Source organism: Amycolatopsis sp. NPDC114484 (assembly GCF_055633755.1).
This window is the reverse complement of the sequence record NZ_JBVKDQ010000016.1, coordinates 246,256-262,016: the sequence shown is the minus strand read 5'-3', so window position 1 is coordinate 262,016 and position 15,761 is coordinate 246,256. Positions and strand designations below refer to the sequence as shown.

General features: G+C 67.5%; 27 protein-coding genes. 3 read left to right on the top strand and 24 right to left on the bottom strand.

Going from position 1 to position 15,761, the window contains the following annotated elements; genetic code table 11:
• Window positions 1–293 precede the first annotated feature (293 nt).
• Complete coding sequence (locus ACZ7SW_RS33295; RefSeq protein WP_470234318.1) at window positions 294–551, top strand: hypothetical protein; 258 nt, start codon at window positions 294–296, stop codon at window positions 549–551.
• Window positions 552–604: 53 nt separating this feature from the next.
• Here ACZ7SW_RS33295 and ACZ7SW_RS33290 read toward each other — a convergent pair whose 3' ends face one another.
• The gene (locus tag ACZ7SW_RS33290; protein ID WP_470234317.1) at window positions 605–835 is read right to left on the bottom strand and encodes a hypothetical protein; all 231 of its coding nucleotides are present in this window, start codon (window positions 833–835) and stop codon (window positions 605–607) included.
• A gap of 111 nt (window positions 836–946) precedes the next feature.
• Window positions 947–2,560, bottom strand: coding sequence for a pentapeptide repeat-containing protein (locus tag ACZ7SW_RS33285; protein WP_470234316.1), 1,614 nt, complete (start codon window positions 2,558–2,560; stop codon window positions 947–949).
• Between the two features lie 150 nt (window positions 2,561–2,710).
• Between ACZ7SW_RS33285 and ACZ7SW_RS33280 the strand changes: the two genes are divergently transcribed.
• On the top strand, window positions 2,711–2,974 hold the full coding sequence (locus ACZ7SW_RS33280) for a hypothetical protein (RefSeq protein WP_470234315.1): 264 nt from the start codon (window positions 2,711–2,713) through the stop codon (window positions 2,972–2,974).
• Window positions 2,975–4,194: 1,220 nt separating this feature from the next.
• On the opposite strand, the gene ACZ7SW_RS33275 is transcribed toward ACZ7SW_RS33280, so the two are convergent.
• The 22 genes from ACZ7SW_RS33275 to ACZ7SW_RS33170 all read right to left on the bottom strand — a co-directional run bounded on the left by ACZ7SW_RS33275 (window position 4,195) and on the right by ACZ7SW_RS33170 (window position 14,992).
• Entirely contained in the window at window positions 4,195–4,578 is a 384-nt protein-coding gene (locus ACZ7SW_RS33275) for a helix-turn-helix domain-containing protein (protein ID WP_470234314.1), read from the bottom strand.
• Complete coding sequence (locus ACZ7SW_RS33270) at window positions 4,575–5,294, bottom strand: hypothetical protein (RefSeq protein WP_470234313.1); 720 nt, start codon at window positions 5,292–5,294, stop codon at window positions 4,575–4,577. Before ACZ7SW_RS33270 ends, ACZ7SW_RS33275 begins: the two co-directional genes overlap by 4 nt.
• Window positions 5,295–5,569: 275 nt before the next feature.
• A complete protein-coding gene (locus tag ACZ7SW_RS33265) occupies window positions 5,570–6,079 on the bottom strand; it encodes a hypothetical protein (protein WP_470234312.1) in 510 nt (169 codons plus the stop codon).
• Entirely contained in the window at window positions 6,076–6,354 is a 279-nt protein-coding gene (locus ACZ7SW_RS33260) for a hypothetical protein (RefSeq protein ID WP_470234311.1), read from the bottom strand. Before ACZ7SW_RS33260 ends, ACZ7SW_RS33265 begins: the two co-directional genes overlap by 4 nt.
• Complete coding sequence (locus tag ACZ7SW_RS33255; protein ID WP_470234310.1) at window positions 6,354–6,518, bottom strand: hypothetical protein; 165 nt, start codon at window positions 6,516–6,518, stop codon at window positions 6,354–6,356. The genes ACZ7SW_RS33260 and ACZ7SW_RS33255 overlap by 1 nt, the downstream gene beginning before the upstream one ends.
• On the bottom strand, window positions 6,515–6,784 hold the full coding sequence (locus ACZ7SW_RS33250; RefSeq protein ID WP_470234309.1) for a hypothetical protein: 270 nt from the start codon (window positions 6,782–6,784) through the stop codon (window positions 6,515–6,517). Before ACZ7SW_RS33250 ends, ACZ7SW_RS33255 begins: the two co-directional genes overlap by 4 nt.
• A complete protein-coding gene (locus tag ACZ7SW_RS33245; protein ID WP_470234308.1) occupies window positions 6,781–6,984 on the bottom strand; it encodes a hypothetical protein in 204 nt (67 codons plus the stop codon). The genes ACZ7SW_RS33250 and ACZ7SW_RS33245 overlap by 4 nt, the downstream gene beginning before the upstream one ends.
• A 699-nt stretch (window positions 6,985–7,683) precedes the next feature.
• Window positions 7,684–8,745 (bottom strand): hypothetical protein, encoded by a 1,062-nt coding sequence (locus ACZ7SW_RS33240; RefSeq protein WP_470234307.1) that lies wholly within the window; start codon window positions 8,743–8,745, stop codon window positions 7,684–7,686.
• A 99-nt stretch (window positions 8,746–8,844) separates the two neighbouring features.
• Window positions 8,845–9,624 (bottom strand): hypothetical protein, encoded by a 780-nt coding sequence (locus ACZ7SW_RS33235; RefSeq protein ID WP_470234306.1) that lies wholly within the window; start codon window positions 9,622–9,624, stop codon window positions 8,845–8,847.
• On the bottom strand, window positions 9,621–9,803 hold the full coding sequence (locus ACZ7SW_RS33230) for a hypothetical protein (protein WP_470234305.1): 183 nt from the start codon (window positions 9,801–9,803) through the stop codon (window positions 9,621–9,623). Before ACZ7SW_RS33230 ends, ACZ7SW_RS33235 begins: the two co-directional genes overlap by 4 nt.
• Complete coding sequence (locus ACZ7SW_RS33225; protein ID WP_470234304.1) at window positions 9,800–10,174, bottom strand: hypothetical protein; 375 nt, start codon at window positions 10,172–10,174, stop codon at window positions 9,800–9,802. The genes ACZ7SW_RS33230 and ACZ7SW_RS33225 overlap by 4 nt, the downstream gene beginning before the upstream one ends.
• A 34-nt stretch (window positions 10,175–10,208) precedes the next feature.
• Window positions 10,209–10,592 (bottom strand): hypothetical protein, encoded by a 384-nt coding sequence (locus tag ACZ7SW_RS33220; protein ID WP_470234303.1) that lies wholly within the window; start codon window positions 10,590–10,592, stop codon window positions 10,209–10,211.
• Between the two features lie 49 nt (window positions 10,593–10,641).
• The gene (locus tag ACZ7SW_RS33215) at window positions 10,642–10,935 is read right to left on the bottom strand and encodes a hypothetical protein (protein WP_470234302.1); all 294 of its coding nucleotides are present in this window, start codon (window positions 10,933–10,935) and stop codon (window positions 10,642–10,644) included.
• Window positions 10,936–11,035: 100 nt separating this feature from the next.
• Window positions 11,036–11,332, bottom strand: coding sequence for a hypothetical protein (locus ACZ7SW_RS33210; protein WP_470234301.1), 297 nt, complete (start codon window positions 11,330–11,332; stop codon window positions 11,036–11,038).
• Window positions 11,333–11,343: 11 nt separating this feature from the next.
• Window positions 11,344–11,589, bottom strand: a complete 246-nt coding sequence (locus tag ACZ7SW_RS33205) for a hypothetical protein (RefSeq protein ID WP_470234300.1) — start codon at window positions 11,587–11,589, stop codon at window positions 11,344–11,346.
• Window positions 11,590–11,694: 105 nt separating this feature from the next.
• A complete protein-coding gene (locus ACZ7SW_RS33200) occupies window positions 11,695–11,934 on the bottom strand; it encodes a hypothetical protein (protein WP_470234299.1) in 240 nt (79 codons plus the stop codon).
• Window positions 11,931–12,194 (bottom strand): hypothetical protein, encoded by a 264-nt coding sequence (locus ACZ7SW_RS33195; protein WP_470234298.1) that lies wholly within the window; start codon window positions 12,192–12,194, stop codon window positions 11,931–11,933. The genes ACZ7SW_RS33200 and ACZ7SW_RS33195 overlap by 4 nt, the downstream gene beginning before the upstream one ends.
• 583 nt (window positions 12,195–12,777) lie before the next feature.
• A complete protein-coding gene (locus ACZ7SW_RS33190) occupies window positions 12,778–13,356 on the bottom strand; it encodes a hypothetical protein (protein ID WP_470234297.1) in 579 nt (192 codons plus the stop codon).
• Window positions 13,346–14,038, bottom strand: a complete 693-nt coding sequence (locus tag ACZ7SW_RS33185) for a hypothetical protein (protein ID WP_470234296.1) — start codon at window positions 14,036–14,038, stop codon at window positions 13,346–13,348. Before ACZ7SW_RS33185 ends, ACZ7SW_RS33190 begins: the two co-directional genes overlap by 11 nt.
• Window positions 14,038–14,403, bottom strand: coding sequence for a hypothetical protein (locus tag ACZ7SW_RS33180; protein ID WP_470234295.1), 366 nt, complete (start codon window positions 14,401–14,403; stop codon window positions 14,038–14,040). The genes ACZ7SW_RS33185 and ACZ7SW_RS33180 overlap by 1 nt, the downstream gene beginning before the upstream one ends.
• Window positions 14,400–14,798, bottom strand: coding sequence for a hypothetical protein (locus ACZ7SW_RS33175; protein WP_470234294.1), 399 nt, complete (start codon window positions 14,796–14,798; stop codon window positions 14,400–14,402). The genes ACZ7SW_RS33180 and ACZ7SW_RS33175 overlap by 4 nt, the downstream gene beginning before the upstream one ends.
• Window positions 14,795–14,992, bottom strand: coding sequence for a hypothetical protein (locus ACZ7SW_RS33170; protein WP_470234293.1), 198 nt, complete (start codon window positions 14,990–14,992; stop codon window positions 14,795–14,797). The genes ACZ7SW_RS33175 and ACZ7SW_RS33170 overlap by 4 nt, the downstream gene beginning before the upstream one ends.
• A gap of 368 nt (window positions 14,993–15,360) precedes the next feature.
• Between ACZ7SW_RS33170 and ACZ7SW_RS33165 the strand changes: the two genes are divergently transcribed.
• A complete protein-coding gene (locus ACZ7SW_RS33165) occupies window positions 15,361–15,549 on the top strand; it encodes a hypothetical protein (RefSeq protein WP_470234292.1) in 189 nt (62 codons plus the stop codon).
• Window positions 15,550–15,761 lie beyond the last annotated feature (212 nt).

Genomic DNA, 15,761 nt, shown 5'->3' with positions numbered 1-15,761 from the left:
CAACTCGTCGGGCACCAATCGTCGCGACAACTCGTCCATCACAAGTCATGATCATGCTCGCACCTCAACCGCCATCCAAGTGAGACACGCTCTAAACAGTAACGACCTTTGTCACCCGGGCGACCCTCACGGCGATGCCGTGGGGGTTTCCCTTTGGGTGCCAACGATCTCACGCGTCGTCGCGTGGCCTACGGAACACGATCGGAACCGAAGATCGCTGGTCTGGATCGCGCCCCGGCGTCGAAGATTAAGGCACACGAGGAAAACAGACCCGGACACAGGAGAACGACACCATGAACCAGAACCTCGAAACCGAATGGATGCAGGCAACCACGGAAGACGGCGCCACGTGGTTTCTCATGGCGGAGAACGACTACCTCGCCGAGAACTACTGGGCCGAAGTCGCCGTCAACAGCCCGCACACCTGGAAGGTCGGCATGGGCACCCCCTTTGGCGCCATCCTGGCCACCGGCAAGGCAATCACCCCGGAACAGGCCAAGCACGACGCCGAACAGGCGTGGAAGCGCGCGGTACAGGACGACCTGAACTAACGGCAGACCACGAAGCCCCCGCCTACCACGCGGGGGCTTCGTCGTGCGGAGGGCTAGCTGTCGTCGTCGGGCAGCGCGGCCCGAACGAAACAGTCCTTCGCTTCCAAGAGCTTCCGCAGTCCGGCCGTCAGCTCTGGTCCATCCGGCAAGGCATCGATCACTGCGCCCGCGAAGTCGTGGCACTGCTCAGCCACCGAGCGCGCGCCCTCGTCGGCAAGGTGCTCGGAACGGAAGTACCGGGCGATGTTCGCCGTTCCCGGGTGGCGGCCGGTCGTGTCGATCAAGGGTTTCTCCTCGGTGTTTGCACTGAGTTCGCGAAATTCGGGTTTTTGCACGCGGGACCACCGGCGCGGTCTGGCACTGCGGTCGCCTAGACGATTTCTACCCCCTTGCTCTCACTCAACCTGTTCGGGCGAGCCGAGGACGACTGGCACCGGGATCAGCCGAACCCACTGAGGTTCACTGTCGCTCGGTGCCAGGTCTGACGCTTCGTAGGTCCACCCAAGCGGCCATGATGGACAGTCGGAATTCGTTTCGGTGGAACTGATCCGAACACGCACCCCTCCGGCGCGCGCCAATATATCGAACATCGCCCCGTCGAACCAGGTGTGATCGGTGAACATGGCGCGGTCGAACAAGGTGGCACCGGTGAATTTCGTCCTGTCGAACCACGTACCACCCGTGAAGACGACCTCGCGGAACGAGGTGTTGCCGAAGGTTGCATCGGCAAACCAGGCGGTGTGGCCGAAGCTAGCTCCGTCGAACCAGGCTTCGTCAGCGAACGTCGCTTCGTCGAACCACCCGTCGTCCGTGAAGGTGGCACCTTCGAACCGGGCGTTGCCACCGAACGTCGCTTTTTCGAACCGGGCGACCCTGGAGAACGTCGCTTTTTCGAACAGAGCATCGTCGAAGAACATCGCTTTACTGAACCAGGCGGCAGAGAAATTCGCTCTTTCGAATCGAGCTCCGCGAATGAATTTAGTGCCTTCGAATTCTGCGACTTGATTACTGAACCTTGCGCCCTCGAATATGGCTTCGCCGAAGAATGTAGCTTTCGAAAACCAAGCATCTCCAGCGAAGGAGGCGTCGTCGAACCATGCAGTTCTAGTGAACTTCGATTCCTCAAACCAAGTACTACCGACGAAAGTTGCTTTATCAAAGAAAGCGGCACCGCTGAAATTTGCCTCGCTAATCCAAGTTTGTCCAGTAAATGTCGAGTTGGTAAAAATGCCCACGTTGATATGGCAGCGTTCGAGGTCAAGGTCGATGAGGGTGGCACCGGTGAGGTCAAGGCTGATGTCTTTCCAGAAAGTCTTCGCTGGATGCTTCGGTTCGCCGCCCGGCTTTAGGTGCTTGGTGAGAATACGTTGGGCAGTGAGGCGGACTTCGCGCTCTTGTCGAGCGTCAGCATCGAGCTCGATGCTGCTCTGCGACGCAGGTTGATCTCCACGTGTGGTACGGCTTCGAGAGGCCTTGTTCGTCGCCAGAGGGCGGTGGATGCCAGGCCGGTTTCGAGGGCGCGGCATGCCGGGTAGTTGGAATGGCGCGCGTAGATAGGCGCAGATGACGTCGACGACGGTTTGGCGGTGGTCGGGGTTGTCTTGGGCGACGCGTTCGAGAGCGTAGAGGCCGCCGTGGCGGATGGCGGGTTTGTCGGAGCCGAGTTGTTCGACGGCTTTGACGTATAGCTCGGTGAGTCGGCGTTCGGTGGCGTCGTGTTCGGTTGTGGACTGTCGTCGTCCGGTGAGCACGAGTGCCACGATGCCGCCGGTGCCGGCCCCGACAGAGAGGCCGACTTTGATGACGTCGAGCTTGTTGCGCATGACCGCGACCGCGTCCGGTGGCTGTGTGTTGGGTTCGACGTAGAGCAGCAGCAGGGTCACGGCGGCCGCGGCGATCAGCGTGACGGGGATGACGATGACGACGATCGCCCACCACCAGGTGCCTCCGCGGTCTCGCCACCGTCGCGCGAGGGCGGTTACCAACTCGGTCGCTGTCTTCGGCTTCACGCCTTGTAGTCGGTCGAGCGCCTGCTGAGCGCTACATCGTGAGCGTCATCAATCTTGCGCAATAGTCGAACGCATGTTCGACTATTGCGTATGGATTACAGCTTGCCGGACAGCTCGGGCGGTGCGCCCGAGAGTCCCAAGGATCTGACGATGTATCGCCCGCAGCGGGAGGTGCTGCTCGACCTGGCGAAGGTGTATCCGGTCGAGCCCTCGGAGGTGACCGTGCCTGGTGCTGTCGATTTTCAGGCGACCGTTCCGGCGAAGCTGGCGATGCGGGCGCGGACGACGACGGGGCACAAGATCGGGTACGTGGTCTTCATCCTCGGCCCTGCCGGGTGCGGCGGGACGCCGCATGCTCAATGGGTTTTGTGGGACGCGATCACCGAGAAGGCCGAAGGCGGTGAGGCTTTGTAACGCGGACTCGGTCACGGGCGACTGATTGGCCACAGGCGATTGGCCGAAAGGTGCCGGAATGGTCGACGACTCACTCCAAGAGCTCCGCGAGGGCTTCGCTGCGGTGCGGACGCTTGGAACTCATCATGTTCTTCCGCCGCACGTGTTGAGGCGTATCGATGCGTTGTCGCTTGGGCGAGAGCGTGTCTTTTATGACCTGCACCAGGTGCTTGGTTCTGGCTCTGACGCTTCGTTGATCTCTGGTGAGGCGATTCTCTTCACTGAGAGGTCAGTGGTGCGCGCGGTGTGGACGGACTCGCCCGACGTCGGCGCTGTCCTGGGAGAGTCTGAGACGGCTGAGGCGAAGGCGTGGTCGAGGCGATTGCTGCGCGCTATCTGCATCCCGCAAGGTGGCGCGAGCAACCAAACTTTTGAATGCGGAATGGCAGAACGGTTATCAGTCGGGTTCCTGGCCGTATAATGCGACTATTGAACTTCACTACGATTCGCCGGGTGAAGTAATCACACTTCCGCATTCCTGGTCTGACCGACCAAAGTTTGCCCAGCTGGTGAACCGGCTAATGGATGATCTGGAATCGTGAAGGTGGTTGTTGGCGTAGAAGGCGGCTAGCGGTTCCATCCTCCGGGGCTGGTGAGTGCAGTGTGCCGGTCGTGGCACGGCTTGCACAGCGGCCGTAGCCGGTGCCAGGCATCGGGATCGGGCACTCCGCGGTCAACGAGCGCTCGGCGGGTTTCGGGATAGTGGTCGGCCACGGTGGCGGGTCGTCGGCAGAGGTCGCAGATCCGGTGTTCGCGCAGGAACGCGGCGCGGTTGCGCTGCCAGTGGTGGTTGTAGCCGCGTTGGGCGGCGGTTCCTCGGAGCTGGTCGCTGTGGCGTTGTTGTTCGCGTCGGCAGTTCGGGCAGGGGCCGGGCGGGATAGTGGCGCGGCAGGTGGGGCAGACGCGGGGCGGGCTGTGGGGCATCGAGTCATGTCCACAGTGGATTGACGGTCGGGGTGTTCGTCAGCGGCGGGCTTGCACAACCCGCGAAGGGTTTCGGTCAGAGTCGCGCGTGCTGGATGAGCCGGGCGTCTGGTGCGGTGCCCGCCGCTGACGTGTGCGGTTCTCGCCTGTGGTGGTCGAGTTCCGCGTCCCCGTGCACCCCTGCGCCGGTGTCCGGGCATGGGGGTGCTTGCTGCGAACGGTAGTACAGTCACGCGTTCGCGCGCCACCCGGGTTGGTCATGAATCCCTTGTCATATCAGGGTTTACGCCCGTGTTCGCGCGTCGACGGCGTCGTCCGGCGTGGTAGGCGAGGACGTCGGCGACCTGGTAGCGGGTGCCGTCGGGAGTGTCCACTGTGGGCAGTCCGCGTCGGCGCCATTGCCGGACGGTGTCGGGTTTGACGTCGCACATGTCGGCGACCTCGTCCAGGTCGAGCAGGTCGTCGGTGCCGAATGTCATCGGTTTCGGCACGGTCCAGTTCTGGCCGAGTTGCTGGCATCGCGCGTCGAGCTGGTCGCAGGTTCGGGGGTCGGCGCGTTGGAGGGCGTCGCGGTAGGTGCGGGCGACGCGGCGGGCGCGGTCGAGGGGGCTGTCGCCGGGCCAGGGCCACGGGTCGGTCATGCCACGGCCTCGGCGAGCAGGGTGCAGAGCCGTTGGTATTCGTCCCAGGTGTAGTGCTGTCCGCAGGCTGCGCAGGTGATCGCGTCGTCGCCGTCGTCGCGCCGGAGGGCGGGGTGTTCGCAGCGGGGGCAGGGGGCGGGCAGGTGGTGGACGAGGCGGCGTTGCCCGGTGAGGGCGCGGATGCGGTGGTGCAGGTCGAGCAGCACGACCGCGCCGTCGAGGCCGTCGCGGTCCAGGGTGGTCCATTCGCCGTCGCTCCAGCCGGTGTGGACGACGCCGCGCAGCGCGAGGAACACGCTGAGGGAGTTCTCCAGCAGCAGGGCGGCGTGTTCGAGGACGGGGCCGGGGCGGCTGTCGCGGGCGGTTTGGGTGTCCCAGTCGACGTGCAGGACGTCGGCGACGGATTCGGCCCAGCATTGGGCTTCGTGGACGAGTTCGCGTTGCGCGGCGTCGATGCCGAGCGCGATGGGGACGGCGGGGTCCCGGGTTCCGGCGACGTTTTGGCGGAGCCCGTCGCGGATTCCGGCGAGGGCGAGTTCGAGGTCGAGGTAGTTGCGGGGCATGTCGGCGATGGCCTGGCGGAGGTGGCGGGTGCAGGCGTCGCAGAGCCCTTCGGCGGCGTTGATGGCCGCTCCGTGCTTGATCTGCGGGGTGGTCGGGTCGGGTTCGCGCTGGGCGCAGCGGGGGCCGCGGTGACAGCGGTGCAACTCGGTCATGCGGGTGTTCTCCAGGGTGTTCGGCCTGTGGCTGGTCGGGGAATGCCGGCGGAGCAGGGCGTAACGGCTGGTCGGCGTGTCGCGACCTTGCCGGGGAGAGCTGGAGGTGAGGATCGTGGGGCTGGTGCGGAATCTTCGGGCTCAGCTGCGGCTGCGCCGGATGCTGCGCGCGTGGCGCGCTGACGTGGGCTCGGGCGGCCTGCCGGAGTTCGACCGGTCCCGGGCGTATGCGGCGTTGCGCGAGGTGCGGGGGTGCAGCCGCCCGGCGGGGCAGGTCACGACTGGGTCCCGTATCCGGCCGCGTGCAGAAGCGGGACGAGGTCGCGCAGCAGCATCCGCACGGGCGCGTCGAGCCGGGGTTCGACGGTAGGCAGGCGGTCAGGTTCGCGGGCGGCCTCGATGAGCGCGTGCAGGTCGGCGGCGGTAATCCAGGCGTGCCAGCGGCCGGGGTCGGTCTTGCCGGTGCGCCGTTGCACGACGATGCCGTAGTCGGCTCCGGCCGCGACGGCTTGCCCGGCGGTGTCGGCGAGCACGGCCAGGACGGCGGCGTCGGTGAAATCGGCGGCGGCGGTCTTGACCTGCCAGGCGAGGCGGGGCGTGCCGTCGATGTCGCCCCGGTCGGCGGATCGCCGGTCGCCGACTTTCCAGCCGGTGCGGACGGTGCGCTGGGCGTCGGGCCAGCCGTGCTCGCGCAGCCAGCGGGCGACGGCCTGTTCGGCTTCTTTGCCGCGCCGGTGGCTGGCGCGGCCGATCTCGGCGCGGGTCTGGCGGTCGAGGGTGGTCATGCGGGTCCCCATTCGGTTTCGGCGGTGAGGTCGGCCCGGTGTTCGGCGCGTTGGAGCTGATTCCAGGAGCGGCCGGTCGGGTCCGTGCGTTCGGCGCGGGCGCGGACCGCGCCGGAGCCGGCGGGAGGGTCGGCGACAGTCAGGAAGACCCGGCCGAGACGCGAAGAACCGCGGTTCGGGTAGAACCGGCTGGTCTCGCGCACGTCCAGGACCGTGCTGATCCGGGCGGCGGCGTGGGCGGCTTCGTCGGGGGTGGCTTCGATCCGGATCTGCATCAGCGCTCCTGCTCCCGGTGCGGGTCGAGGGCGGCGGCGATGGCGAGCAGGGCGTGCCCGATGCCGAGGTCGAGCCACAGTCCGGCGTCTTCATAGGACGGGCCGTCGCGGTCGGCTTCGGCGAAACAGGCTTCGGCTTTGGCGTAGTGCTCGGGGCCGGTCATCGTGGTCTCCGGGGCTGGTCGGCGTGCGGGCAGTCGGTGAGGTGGCTGGCGTGCAGCGGGAGCCCGGCGGCGCGGGCTCCGGCGGCCTGGTTGCGGCGCAGCGCCCCGGCGATGAGCTGTCCGTGGTGGACGGACAGGGCGAGAGTGCCGCATTCGGGCGCGAGCTCGGGGTTGACCGGCACGGGTTTCCCGGCGGGCGTGGCCGCCCAGAGCACGGGCGTGCCGCAGATCCCGCAGGTTCCGCGCCAGGGCGCGAGGTCGGTCATGGCGGCTCCGGTTTGCGGGCGTTCCAGCCCATGAGGTCGTTGATCAGCGACCGGCCGCGCGTGGCGCGGTCTTCGGCACCGGGATCGTGGTTGCACAGGGCGGTGCCCCGGTAGCCGCCCTGGTCGCAGAGCGGGCAGTTCTCGATGGCGCGGAGTTTGTCGGCGCGGGTGGCGCGCAGCGCGGCGACCCGGGCGTCCACCCGGCGTTCGTGGTCGTTCTGCTCGGCGACGCGGCGGGCGCGGGCGCACGCCCCGCACCGGGGCGGGTCGTCGTCGAACTCGTGCTCGACGCACCGGGCCGCAGCCGGTGACGCTCGTGCTGCGGCGGGTGCCCGGGACGGGGAGGGCGGAGCGCGGCGCGTCTCGCGCGCACGCGCGTCGCCCCGCCCTCCCGGGGAGGTCTGTAAGACCTCCCGGTCGGGTCGGGTCGGGAGTTCAAGCACACCGTCAGCAGGTGCTTCACCGTCTGCTGGAGCGGGTGCTGAAGCACGTGCTTCGCTTCTGCTTACTGCAGATTCGCCGGCGGGGCGGCCTTTCCGGCTCGCCAGACCGCCTTTCCGCCCGGCCGCCGCCTTCTGTTTGCGCTCCCGCTCGACCTCATCCCGAGTCGGGTTCCTTTTCGTTCCGTCGGAGTCCGATCGCCATTCGTGGAACTCGTAGCCTCCGCGCACCCGACGCCAGAGACGCGCGCTCACCAGCTTCTGAGCCAGCTCGCCCGCGCCGTCCGGGAACAGCCACGGGAGCTGGTGGTCTGGGATCAACCCGTCGGTAAGGTTGTCCGACGACCACGAGCCAGCGACTACCCATAGGGCCAGGGCGGCGGGTTCGTCCGCGAGGACCTTGCGAATCTTGTTGTGCGAGTGAAACTTGTCGTCCACTTTGAACCACGGCATGGCGAATCAGGACCCCAGCTCGCCGAGCACGGCGTCCAGCGTCCGGCCCGGCTCCTCGCTGTCGAGGACCCGGGCAAGGATGTCGATCGCTTGTGCGGCCTCCAATTTCGTGAGGTCGTTGGACGAGGGCAGCGGACGTTGCACGAGCAGGCTGACGGTGTTCAGCTTGTCGGCGCGGCCGTTGACGTCGAGGTCGCCGAGCTGGGCGTGGATCTTGTCGAGCTGGGACCGGGAGACCTTCTCCCCGTCGTCGCCGTCGCTGGTTTCGGCCGGTACGGAATCGCCGGGGTCGTCCTCGCCGGGCAGGGCAGGCGGCGGGGCCGCGTCAGGGGCCGGAGTCGCGGCCGGTTCTTCCGGCGGCGTCTCGGGCCGGGTGGGGGCACTGGTGGACTTGGCCCCGGGGGCGGGGTTTTTCGTGGCTGTACGGCGTTTTGCGGTGCGTTTGGGGGCCGGGGGTGTTTCGGGTCCGGCCGTACCGGCCGGGGGTGTCAGGGCGGGTTGTGGGGTGGCCGGGATTTCGCCGTCCTCCAGCTCGTCCACGGTGAGCGCGATTCCGCCGACGACGTCGGCGAACTTCCGCCGGCAGAGTCGTGTGGTGGCGCGCGCGTACAGCTTGTCCTCGGGGTAGCCGCCGAGATCGATCCGCGCCCGCTTGGCCTGATCCGCGGTGAAGGTCACGCGGGTCCAGGTCTCCTCGTCGCGGCGGCGGCCTTCCAGGATCGCGCGGGTGTCGGTGACCTCGACGTCGCGGATGTGGTGCCCGGCGGCCAGCACCATCCCGCGCATGATTTCCGCACTCTTGCCGGGCTTTCCTTTGACGATGTGGATGTGCTGGAGGCTGGTCATCGGGCCGAGACCCATTTCCCGGCCGGTGAGGATGGCGGCGGTGACGGCGGCGGGGTTGCCGCGCATCCCGTCCGGCACGAATGGGGTGTCGGCGATCTGTCCGGCCAGTTTGGACACGTCGCGCACGACGATGACCCATTCGTCCAGCGGGGTCGGTGCGGAAGATTCCTGTGCAGGTCGGGTGATCTGGTGGGGCGCGTCGTAGCGCGCAAGCTCGCTCATCTGGTCCTCGGTCTGCGGGTGGTGCGCAGCAGAGGGCAGGCAGAGGGGCTTCTGCGTGGTGCGCGGAACGTGCGGTGCTGGTGTTCGGGGCGGCCGGTGCTATCCGGCCTGCGCGAGCGTGGGCGGGAGGATCACCTCCCCGACGTAGTCACGGGAGCGGGCGCACGCGCGCCCTACCTGTTGGATGTAGCGGAATTCGCGCAGCTGCTCGGGTCCGGCGGTCATCGGGTACAGGTCGGCGCCGTCGGCGCGGACGTGGATCACGGCGCAGCCGTCGACCTCGATCATCGGCTGCTGGCGGCCGTCGGCGTCGATGTAGTAGTCGGCGTAGCGGTATCCCGCGAGCTGCCAGGCTGTTTCGCCGTACACGCCGGAGCGGCTGGTTTTGATGTCGCACAGCAGCCGCAGGCCCAGCGTCGGGAAGTCCGCGATCAGGTCGCCGGTTCCGGCCCACCCGTAGGCGTCCGACATCACCACGAACTCGACCAGGACCGGTTCGACCCGGAACGCGTCGAGAAACGCCACGTACGCGTCGACGTGCCCGGCCAATGCCTCGGGGACCTCGACCTCGTCCCCGTTCACCAGCCGTTCGGCGAGGCCGTGGACCTCGCTGCCGCGCTTGGCGGCGGCGTCGCGGTCGGCGAACCGCGCACCGTTCAGCGCCTTCAACCGGGCGGACGGCGCCAGCTCGCACAGCTCGTCCCAATGGTCGATCGCATACTCCGCGGTCGTGCGCGCCGACCAGTTGATCAGCGCGGGTTTCGGCACCCCGTCGGACAGGATCGTCGTCACCCCGGGGACTTTCACGCCGTGCGCGTCCACGTAGGAATGGCCCTTGCCGTGGTTGCGCCGCCGGATCGGGGGCGTGTACTCGCTCACGCGGCGGCCCGCCGGACCTGCCGCACGGCGGTCGGGGTGCAGACCACTCCGCCGCCGTGGTCGACGTAGCGGCCCGGCCAGAACGCCACGGCCGCGTGGCCGCAGTACTCGCACACCACGGTCGCGGGCATCGGGAACGGCGGCTGCGGCAACTGTGCGGCGGCGCGGACGGAGGTCACCACGGGCCTCCGTCCGGGTCGCTGTCATCCCGCCGATCGACAGGCTCCGGGTCCTCGGCCGGGCGGAGACCGTCGATGGCTTCCTCGAGTTCGAGGGGCAGTTCGACTTTGCCGGTGCGGCGTTCGTGCTGGCGGCGCAACAGCCGGTGCAGGGCCGCCGCGTCGGCAGTAGTCCCGGTGTACGCCTCGCAGGCCAGGATTTCCGCCGTGGGCACGACGTCGCCGGTGCGGGCGTTGGTGCGGATCTCTTTCGTCCGGACGAGCAGGACCGCGACATGCACGTCATCGGGACGTTCGATCAGGGACGCGGCGATGGCGGGCAGTCCGTTGCGGTCGTCGGCGGGCAGGGCCGGATGGAGCTTGACCGACACGATTCTCCTTTCGTGGCTGAGGTTCCCGGTGCGCTTACGCGGACACCCCGAGGGCGTTGCGAAGCTGGGCGAGACGGCGTTCCGCGGTCTGGGCACGGGTCTTCCACGCGTCCCGGTCCTCGGTGATCTGGTCGAGCTTCTTCAGCCGCTCCATGAGTTCCGACAGTGGGAGGTCCAGCGGCTCCGGCGTCGCGCGGCTGTTCTTGCGGCTTTTGTGCTTGATCAGGTGCGGCCGGATCGAGTTCGGGTTGTCGTTCGTGTAGTCGCAGGTCCGGCATCCGTAGGTCGTGGTGCCGTCCGCGAGGGTGAGGACGCGGGTCTGCTGCAGGAAGACAGGGTTCCCGCCGTTGTCGGAGAACGGGACGCGGCGCGGTTCGTCGGAGACGACCGGGATCCCGTTCACCTCCTTCGCGGTCACCGCCGGATCTCCTGTTCGGCGTGGTGGCCGGTGCGGGCGCTGAGAGGGATCACGAGCGGCGGTCCTTTGTTCGGCGGGGAAACTTCAGTTCGGTGTTGCCCTCAGTGCTCCGGTACTCGTCCGCCAGCTCGGGGTGGTCGCGGAGCAGGCGGCCTACGTCGACGGGGGGCCGTTTCCTGGCCCGGCGCTCGACGACCGGTTGCCCGTCGAGAGTGCCGACGTCGGCAGCGCCGAGCAGGGCATCGAGTTCAGCGTCGATGTCGTCCAGTTCGTTCCTGGCCCGTCCCTGGCCGGAGCTGATCGCGCGTCTGCGTCGGAGGAGCTGCTCGACGCGGTCTTTCACGGCATCGAGCCGAACGACGCGGGAAGGCCGAGGCGGATCGGGGTGCATTTGTTTCTCTCCGGGTAGCGCGAGGCGAATGAAGGCCGGTGGGGACCGGGGCCTACTCGGCGAGCGTTGGAGCAGGGTCGAGGGCGGGCTCCGACGCGTCGCCGGGCGGTTCTGCGGGTTCGTCCTCCTGCGGTTCCGTCTCGGCTCCGGGACTCGCGGCGGGCTCGGCGTCGTCCGCCTCCTCCGATTCCGGTCCGTCGTCGGACGAAGTCGCCGCCGGTGGCCATCCCTGCCCGAGGCCGTCGATGACGTCGGGGTCGCGCTCGGAGATGAGGTCGTTGAACAGCGGGGTGTCCGGGTCCTGCTGGTCGCGCATCGCGGCGATGCCGGGCGGTTCTGCGGTGGTCATCGAACGGCCTTTCAGACGAGCAACGACACGGCGAGGACGGCCAGCCCGAGCAGCAGCACCGTCTGTGCGGCCGAGAGCAGGACCAGGCGTCGTTGCACGGTCGGGGATTCGCGGTAGGCGCGGGCGGCGGAGCCGACCTGGCCGCGCGTGCCGTTCCAGGCGCGGTCGAGGCCGTAGGCCAGCCGCCAGAACAGCCACAGCGGTGCTTCGACCACGGCGGCGCGGACGGTTTGGGCATGCGAAGGGCGTTCGCCCATGGCGGATTGCCTCTCGGTGAGGAGAAGGTGGGAATGGCGTGCCCGCCCGCAGGAGCGGGGGCGCTCACTGCGGGGCGGGCCACGCCTGCGCGGCCTGTGCGCTGGTCAGGCCGCGCGCGTCGCCTGCCGGGAACGCGGGCGTTGGGAGCCGCCCCGCGTGCTCGGGGCATCGGCAGGCGGAGGCACGGGCCGGATCACCGCCGCAGCACGAGCGAGCACGACGTTCGGTATCCGCGGCGCGGCGTCCACATTGGTCTCGATCGCAGCCCAGGTTTCGCCGGTCATCGTCTGGCCGCGCTCGGCGAAGAACCGCTCCGTCCACTCGCGATTCGGGGCCGTGCTCATGCCGCGTCCGCTTCGTCGCGGGCGTACGGGCCGACCAGATCGAGGTCGGTGAACACGAACAGCGAACCCCGGGGAGCCCCGAGCGCGTCTTCGATCCCGGCGGCCGTGTCCACGCGGACCGTGGTCCGTTTGCCCTGCATCAACAGGTTGATCGCGGTCGGACTGATCCCGATCCTGCTCGCGAGCAATCGCTGGCTGCCTGCCGCGTTGACCTGCTCGGCCAACGCCGGCAGGTCGCGAACGCGCACGGAGACCGTCATGACGGACTGCCTTCCAGTTCATTCGGTGGCGCAGCGGGCGGCAGGAGTGGGCGTCTGCGCGGTGCGCTTGGATCGGGTTTTCGGTGTCTGCCAACCAACGTTAACCACATGCATCCAGTTTCGTCAACGCGGCGCAACAGAGAGGTTCAGATTGTTTTCCACGTCCACCCGCGGTGGACACGGAGAAAGTACTCCGAACAGATGACAAACGCTCCGGACCGGCAGGCTCTCCGATGGCGATGTCGTCGCTATCGGATGCCGTTTCCGCAGGTGTCATGTGTCCTATGACACCTGACACCTCGCGGCATCCACTTCCGACGATCCTAGTTGGCCATGCCCGGACTTCATTGAGCGAAGTATTCCTGCTTAGTCGGGAAAGTGGGAAAACGGGAAGGCGGCAAAGTGTTTAAGTGGTATTTCTGGCAGTTCACTTGGCGGAGTCAAATACTCACGCAGGCATCTTCCGGAGCGTTCGGGATATAAACTTTATATTTATAAATAATCAGAATTATTTTGAATTTATTCTTAATGGGAGGGGTCCCGGCCAGATGGTCGGGACCCCTCCGTTGCTCTCAGCGCGCGGTCAGGACACGAGCCGCCACACAACCTCGGCCATCCGCAGGATCGGGAGCGCTGCGAACCGCTCCCGGAACTCCGGCTTGGCCTTGATCGCGTCCGCGTCGTAGACGGTGAGGATCGCGTTCGCGGTCTGCGGATCTATTGGGACGCCGTCGATCTTGCGCATCGTGAACTTCTCTCGCACCTCCCGCAGGATCGCGATGCGGTCCGGCTCGGTCTCCGTCGCCTCAGGCAGCCTGGCCGCGAATTCGGCCATCTCGGCGTACGCGGTCCAGTCCTCGGAGTCCCGGCAGGACTCGCACGTCACCGCGCGCGGATCGTCGGTCAGGACCGGGTCCGCCGCCCTGCTCGGGCACGCGGTGTTCCCGGGGTTGACCGGCGATCCGAAGCGGACCGTGGGCTCGGCCTCGATGCTGGCTTGGGTCCATCCCTTCTGGAACGCGAGCATGATGTCCGCCGCTCCGGTGCCGACCGCCATGTCCTTGATCGCGTCGCGGACGACCGCGTTGAGCGCGGGGGCGGCGGGTTCGCCCGCGAGGTACGCCTTCCGGCCCACCTCGGCGAAATCCGGCTCATTGGCCATCGGAGACCTCCCCGTCCGGGCTGCCCGGTTCGACGGTGTCGGCCAGGTTCAGTGCCGCTCGCGCCAGTGCGACGGCCGCATCGTGCTCGGCGTCGTCGCCCCCGCAGTCCGCCGCAACCTGGAACATCGACACCGCGCGCCGGACTTCCTCGGCCTCGTCGCCGGTCGATGTGTCCGGGCTGGAAGCGTCGCCTTCCTCCGGCTCGGGAGCGGCCTCCTTGACTTCGAGCACCAGTTCGCGCCGGATCTTGTGCGGCCACGGGAACCCGGCATCGACGCCGACCGTCACCTTGTTGACCTTCAGCAGCTTGAACCAGCCGTCATCCGTGCGCACGGCCACCGCCGCCCGCAACTGTTCCTCGGTGTAGGGCACCGGGGCCGACTGGCGCAGCCGCAATGCCCGCGAGGCGCAGAGGTTGTACTCCCGCTCCGCGGCCTCGTATGCCTTGTACGCCTCCATGTCCAGCTCGAACTTCTTCTCCGCTTTCCTGGCCTGACCCGGAGTCCTGCGACGGAAGGCGCTGGCCGGATCGGTCTCGGCCTCCGAGCGCGGGGCGACCCGCTGTTCGTACGCGCGCTTCAGCCGATCCCGCTTCGCCTCGGCAGGCGGCACGGCGGCTTCGGCCTCGGCCAGAGCGGCGGCGTAGTTGTCCGGGGTGATCCTGCGGTACACAGTCGCCATCACCGTCCCCTCCGTTCCGCACGGTCATGCAACGGGATCGGCAGCAGGTGCCCGAACACCGATTCCCATTCCTCCGAGCAGCCGGACTGGACGATGTACGCGCCGCTGGCCATGTATCCGTTCCGGTCGGCGGGGCACCGGGATGCCGGGCGGGCGACGACGTAGCCCGGCGTGGTCTCGCCGAGCACGACGATTGGCGTGTCGCGGTGCACGGGATAAACCGTCGGGATGCCATCGCCCACGAGGTACACGTCCCGAACGTCGGGGTCGCCGCTGATCACGTGACTCGGGTTCGGCAGAGCGCTGACCCACGACCGCAGCACCACGGCCCGAATGCCGTACAGGACGGGTCGCTCGTCGCTCACAGGCCCGCCTCCCGCTCCGCCAACGCGACGACCTCGGAGACCAGCTCCCTGCGGTCACCGTCGGACATCAGCTCGTCAACGTTCGCGTCGCCGATGTACAGGTGAGGTGGTTCGTCCTGCCGCCAGTCGATGCCTTCGGCTTCGAGGTACGCCAAGCTCTGGGCGCCATCGAACACTTCGGCCGCCACGACGACGAACATCAACCGCTTTTCGAGGTACGCCATGTAGTCGTGCGCCGAGTACGTCCCCGGGTCGAAGTCCAGCGGGGTTCGGGCCAGGTCAAACCGATCCGGCCGAAGAGTCACCGTCCACCCCTTCGGCACGACGATGTTCCACTCGTGCAGGAGTTTCGCCGGGACGATCCGCTCGCCCGACTGCAATTCGCCGCGGATCACGCTTCCACCCCCTGCCGCTGCGCTGGAAGGTCCGACTCGTCGTCCACGAGCGTCGTGTGGAAGTGCGTGATGAAGTGCCCGTCCTTGACGATCTCGCGAAGCCGCAGGCCGGCGGCCTTGGCCGCCTCGTCCGGATCGGGTGCGTCCACGAGCGCGACGAACACGATATTCGGGTCCTCCAGCGACAGCTCCACCCGGTAGATGTGGACAGCCTCGGCGACGACCGGTGTCGGACCGGCCTTGTCGGACCGCGACGGCCTCGCACGAACTACCCGGCTCCTGCGGCGCTTGTGCCGGTCAGCCGGTGCCTCCGCCTCGTCTGATTTAGGACGCGCTTCAACGCCGTGATTTCCGTGAACCACTTTTCGGGTCCCTTCACTACTGTCCGGGTCAGCACCAGGGAACCCCCTGGCTGGGTGCGCGCGACCCTACCCGGAAAGCAGAAAAAAGACCTCCTACCTGCGCAAACGAGGTACTTAAACGATCATGAGCCCGAATCTTCGGTAATTCGGTCGAGTGGCGTGGACTGCGCGCGACCATCGTCCGAAGCGACTATTGAGAAATGAGCGGCGATGCTATTCGCGAGGTCGGGGTTCAACGGGTCAGCGTCAGCGGCGGCTTCTGCTGGCACTGTCGGCAACCCGCAGTCAGCGGCGAGAGGCTGCCCGGCAAGCGCCGGAAGACGCGCCTGCTCTGCAAGCGGCATGACCGTTTGACGTTCGGCGAGGCCGTGGAGATCAGGCACGCCTGATCCGCCCCGAGGTCGGCTATCCGGCGCGCCTGGCACCCCGTGGACCTGGGGAAACCCGGTTTCGTGAGCCAAACGGGTGAAAAGGTGTCAGTTTCAGGGTTTGGGCAAGATGCCTTGACAAGCACCCCCGAACCGCAGGGAAGGCTTCGTATCGGGGTGCGGGGGAGGTGTGGGTGCCTCGATAGTGGGGGGGGGCGTGGGAGCCGGTTGCA

Excerpts from the sequence above, each read along its gene's own strand:
- ACZ7SW_RS33295 (WP_470234318.1), top strand. The coding sequence starts at position 294 with ATGAACCAGAACCTCGAAACCGAATGGATGCAGGCAACCACGGAAGAC.
- ACZ7SW_RS33280 (WP_470234315.1), top strand. The coding sequence starts at position 2,711 with ATGTATCGCCCGCAGCGGGAGGTGCTGCTCGACCTGGCGAAGGTGTAT.
- ACZ7SW_RS33275 (WP_470234314.1), bottom strand. The coding sequence starts at position 4,578 with ATGACCGACCCGTGGCCCTGGCCCGGCGACAGCCCCCTCGACCGCGCC.
- ACZ7SW_RS33270 (WP_470234313.1), bottom strand. The coding sequence starts at position 5,294 with ATGACCGAGTTGCACCGCTGTCACCGCGGCCCCCGCTGCGCCCAGCGC.
- ACZ7SW_RS33265 (WP_470234312.1), bottom strand. The coding sequence starts at position 6,079 with ATGACCACCCTCGACCGCCAGACCCGCGCCGAGATCGGCCGCGCCAGC.
- ACZ7SW_RS33260 (WP_470234311.1), bottom strand. The coding sequence starts at position 6,354 with ATGCAGATCCGGATCGAAGCCACCCCCGACGAAGCCGCCCACGCCGCC.
- ACZ7SW_RS33255 (WP_470234310.1), bottom strand. The coding sequence starts at position 6,518 with ATGACCGGCCCCGAGCACTACGCCAAAGCCGAAGCCTGTTTCGCCGAA.
- ACZ7SW_RS33250 (WP_470234309.1), bottom strand. The coding sequence starts at position 6,784 with ATGACCGACCTCGCGCCCTGGCGCGGAACCTGCGGGATCTGCGGCACG.
- ACZ7SW_RS33240 (WP_470234307.1), bottom strand. The coding sequence starts at position 8,745 with ATGAGCGAGCTTGCGCGCTACGACGCGCCCCACCAGATCACCCGACCT.
- ACZ7SW_RS33210 (WP_470234301.1), bottom strand. The coding sequence starts at position 11,332 with ATGACCACCGCAGAACCGCCCGGCATCGCCGCGATGCGCGACCAGCAG.
- ACZ7SW_RS33205 (WP_470234300.1), bottom strand. The coding sequence starts at position 11,589 with ATGGGCGAACGCCCTTCGCATGCCCAAACCGTCCGCGCCGCCGTGGTC.
- ACZ7SW_RS33200 (WP_470234299.1), bottom strand. The coding sequence starts at position 11,934 with ATGAGCACGGCCCCGAATCGCGAGTGGACGGAGCGGTTCTTCGCCGAG.
- ACZ7SW_RS33195 (WP_470234298.1), bottom strand. The coding sequence starts at position 12,194 with ATGACGGTCTCCGTGCGCGTTCGCGACCTGCCGGCGTTGGCCGAGCAG.
- ACZ7SW_RS33190 (WP_470234297.1), bottom strand. The coding sequence starts at position 13,356 with ATGGCCAATGAGCCGGATTTCGCCGAGGTGGGCCGGAAGGCGTACCTC.
- ACZ7SW_RS33185 (WP_470234296.1), bottom strand. The coding sequence starts at position 14,038 with ATGGCGACTGTGTACCGCAGGATCACCCCGGACAACTACGCCGCCGCT.
- ACZ7SW_RS33165 (WP_470234292.1), top strand. The coding sequence starts at position 15,361 with ATGAGCGGCGATGCTATTCGCGAGGTCGGGGTTCAACGGGTCAGCGTC.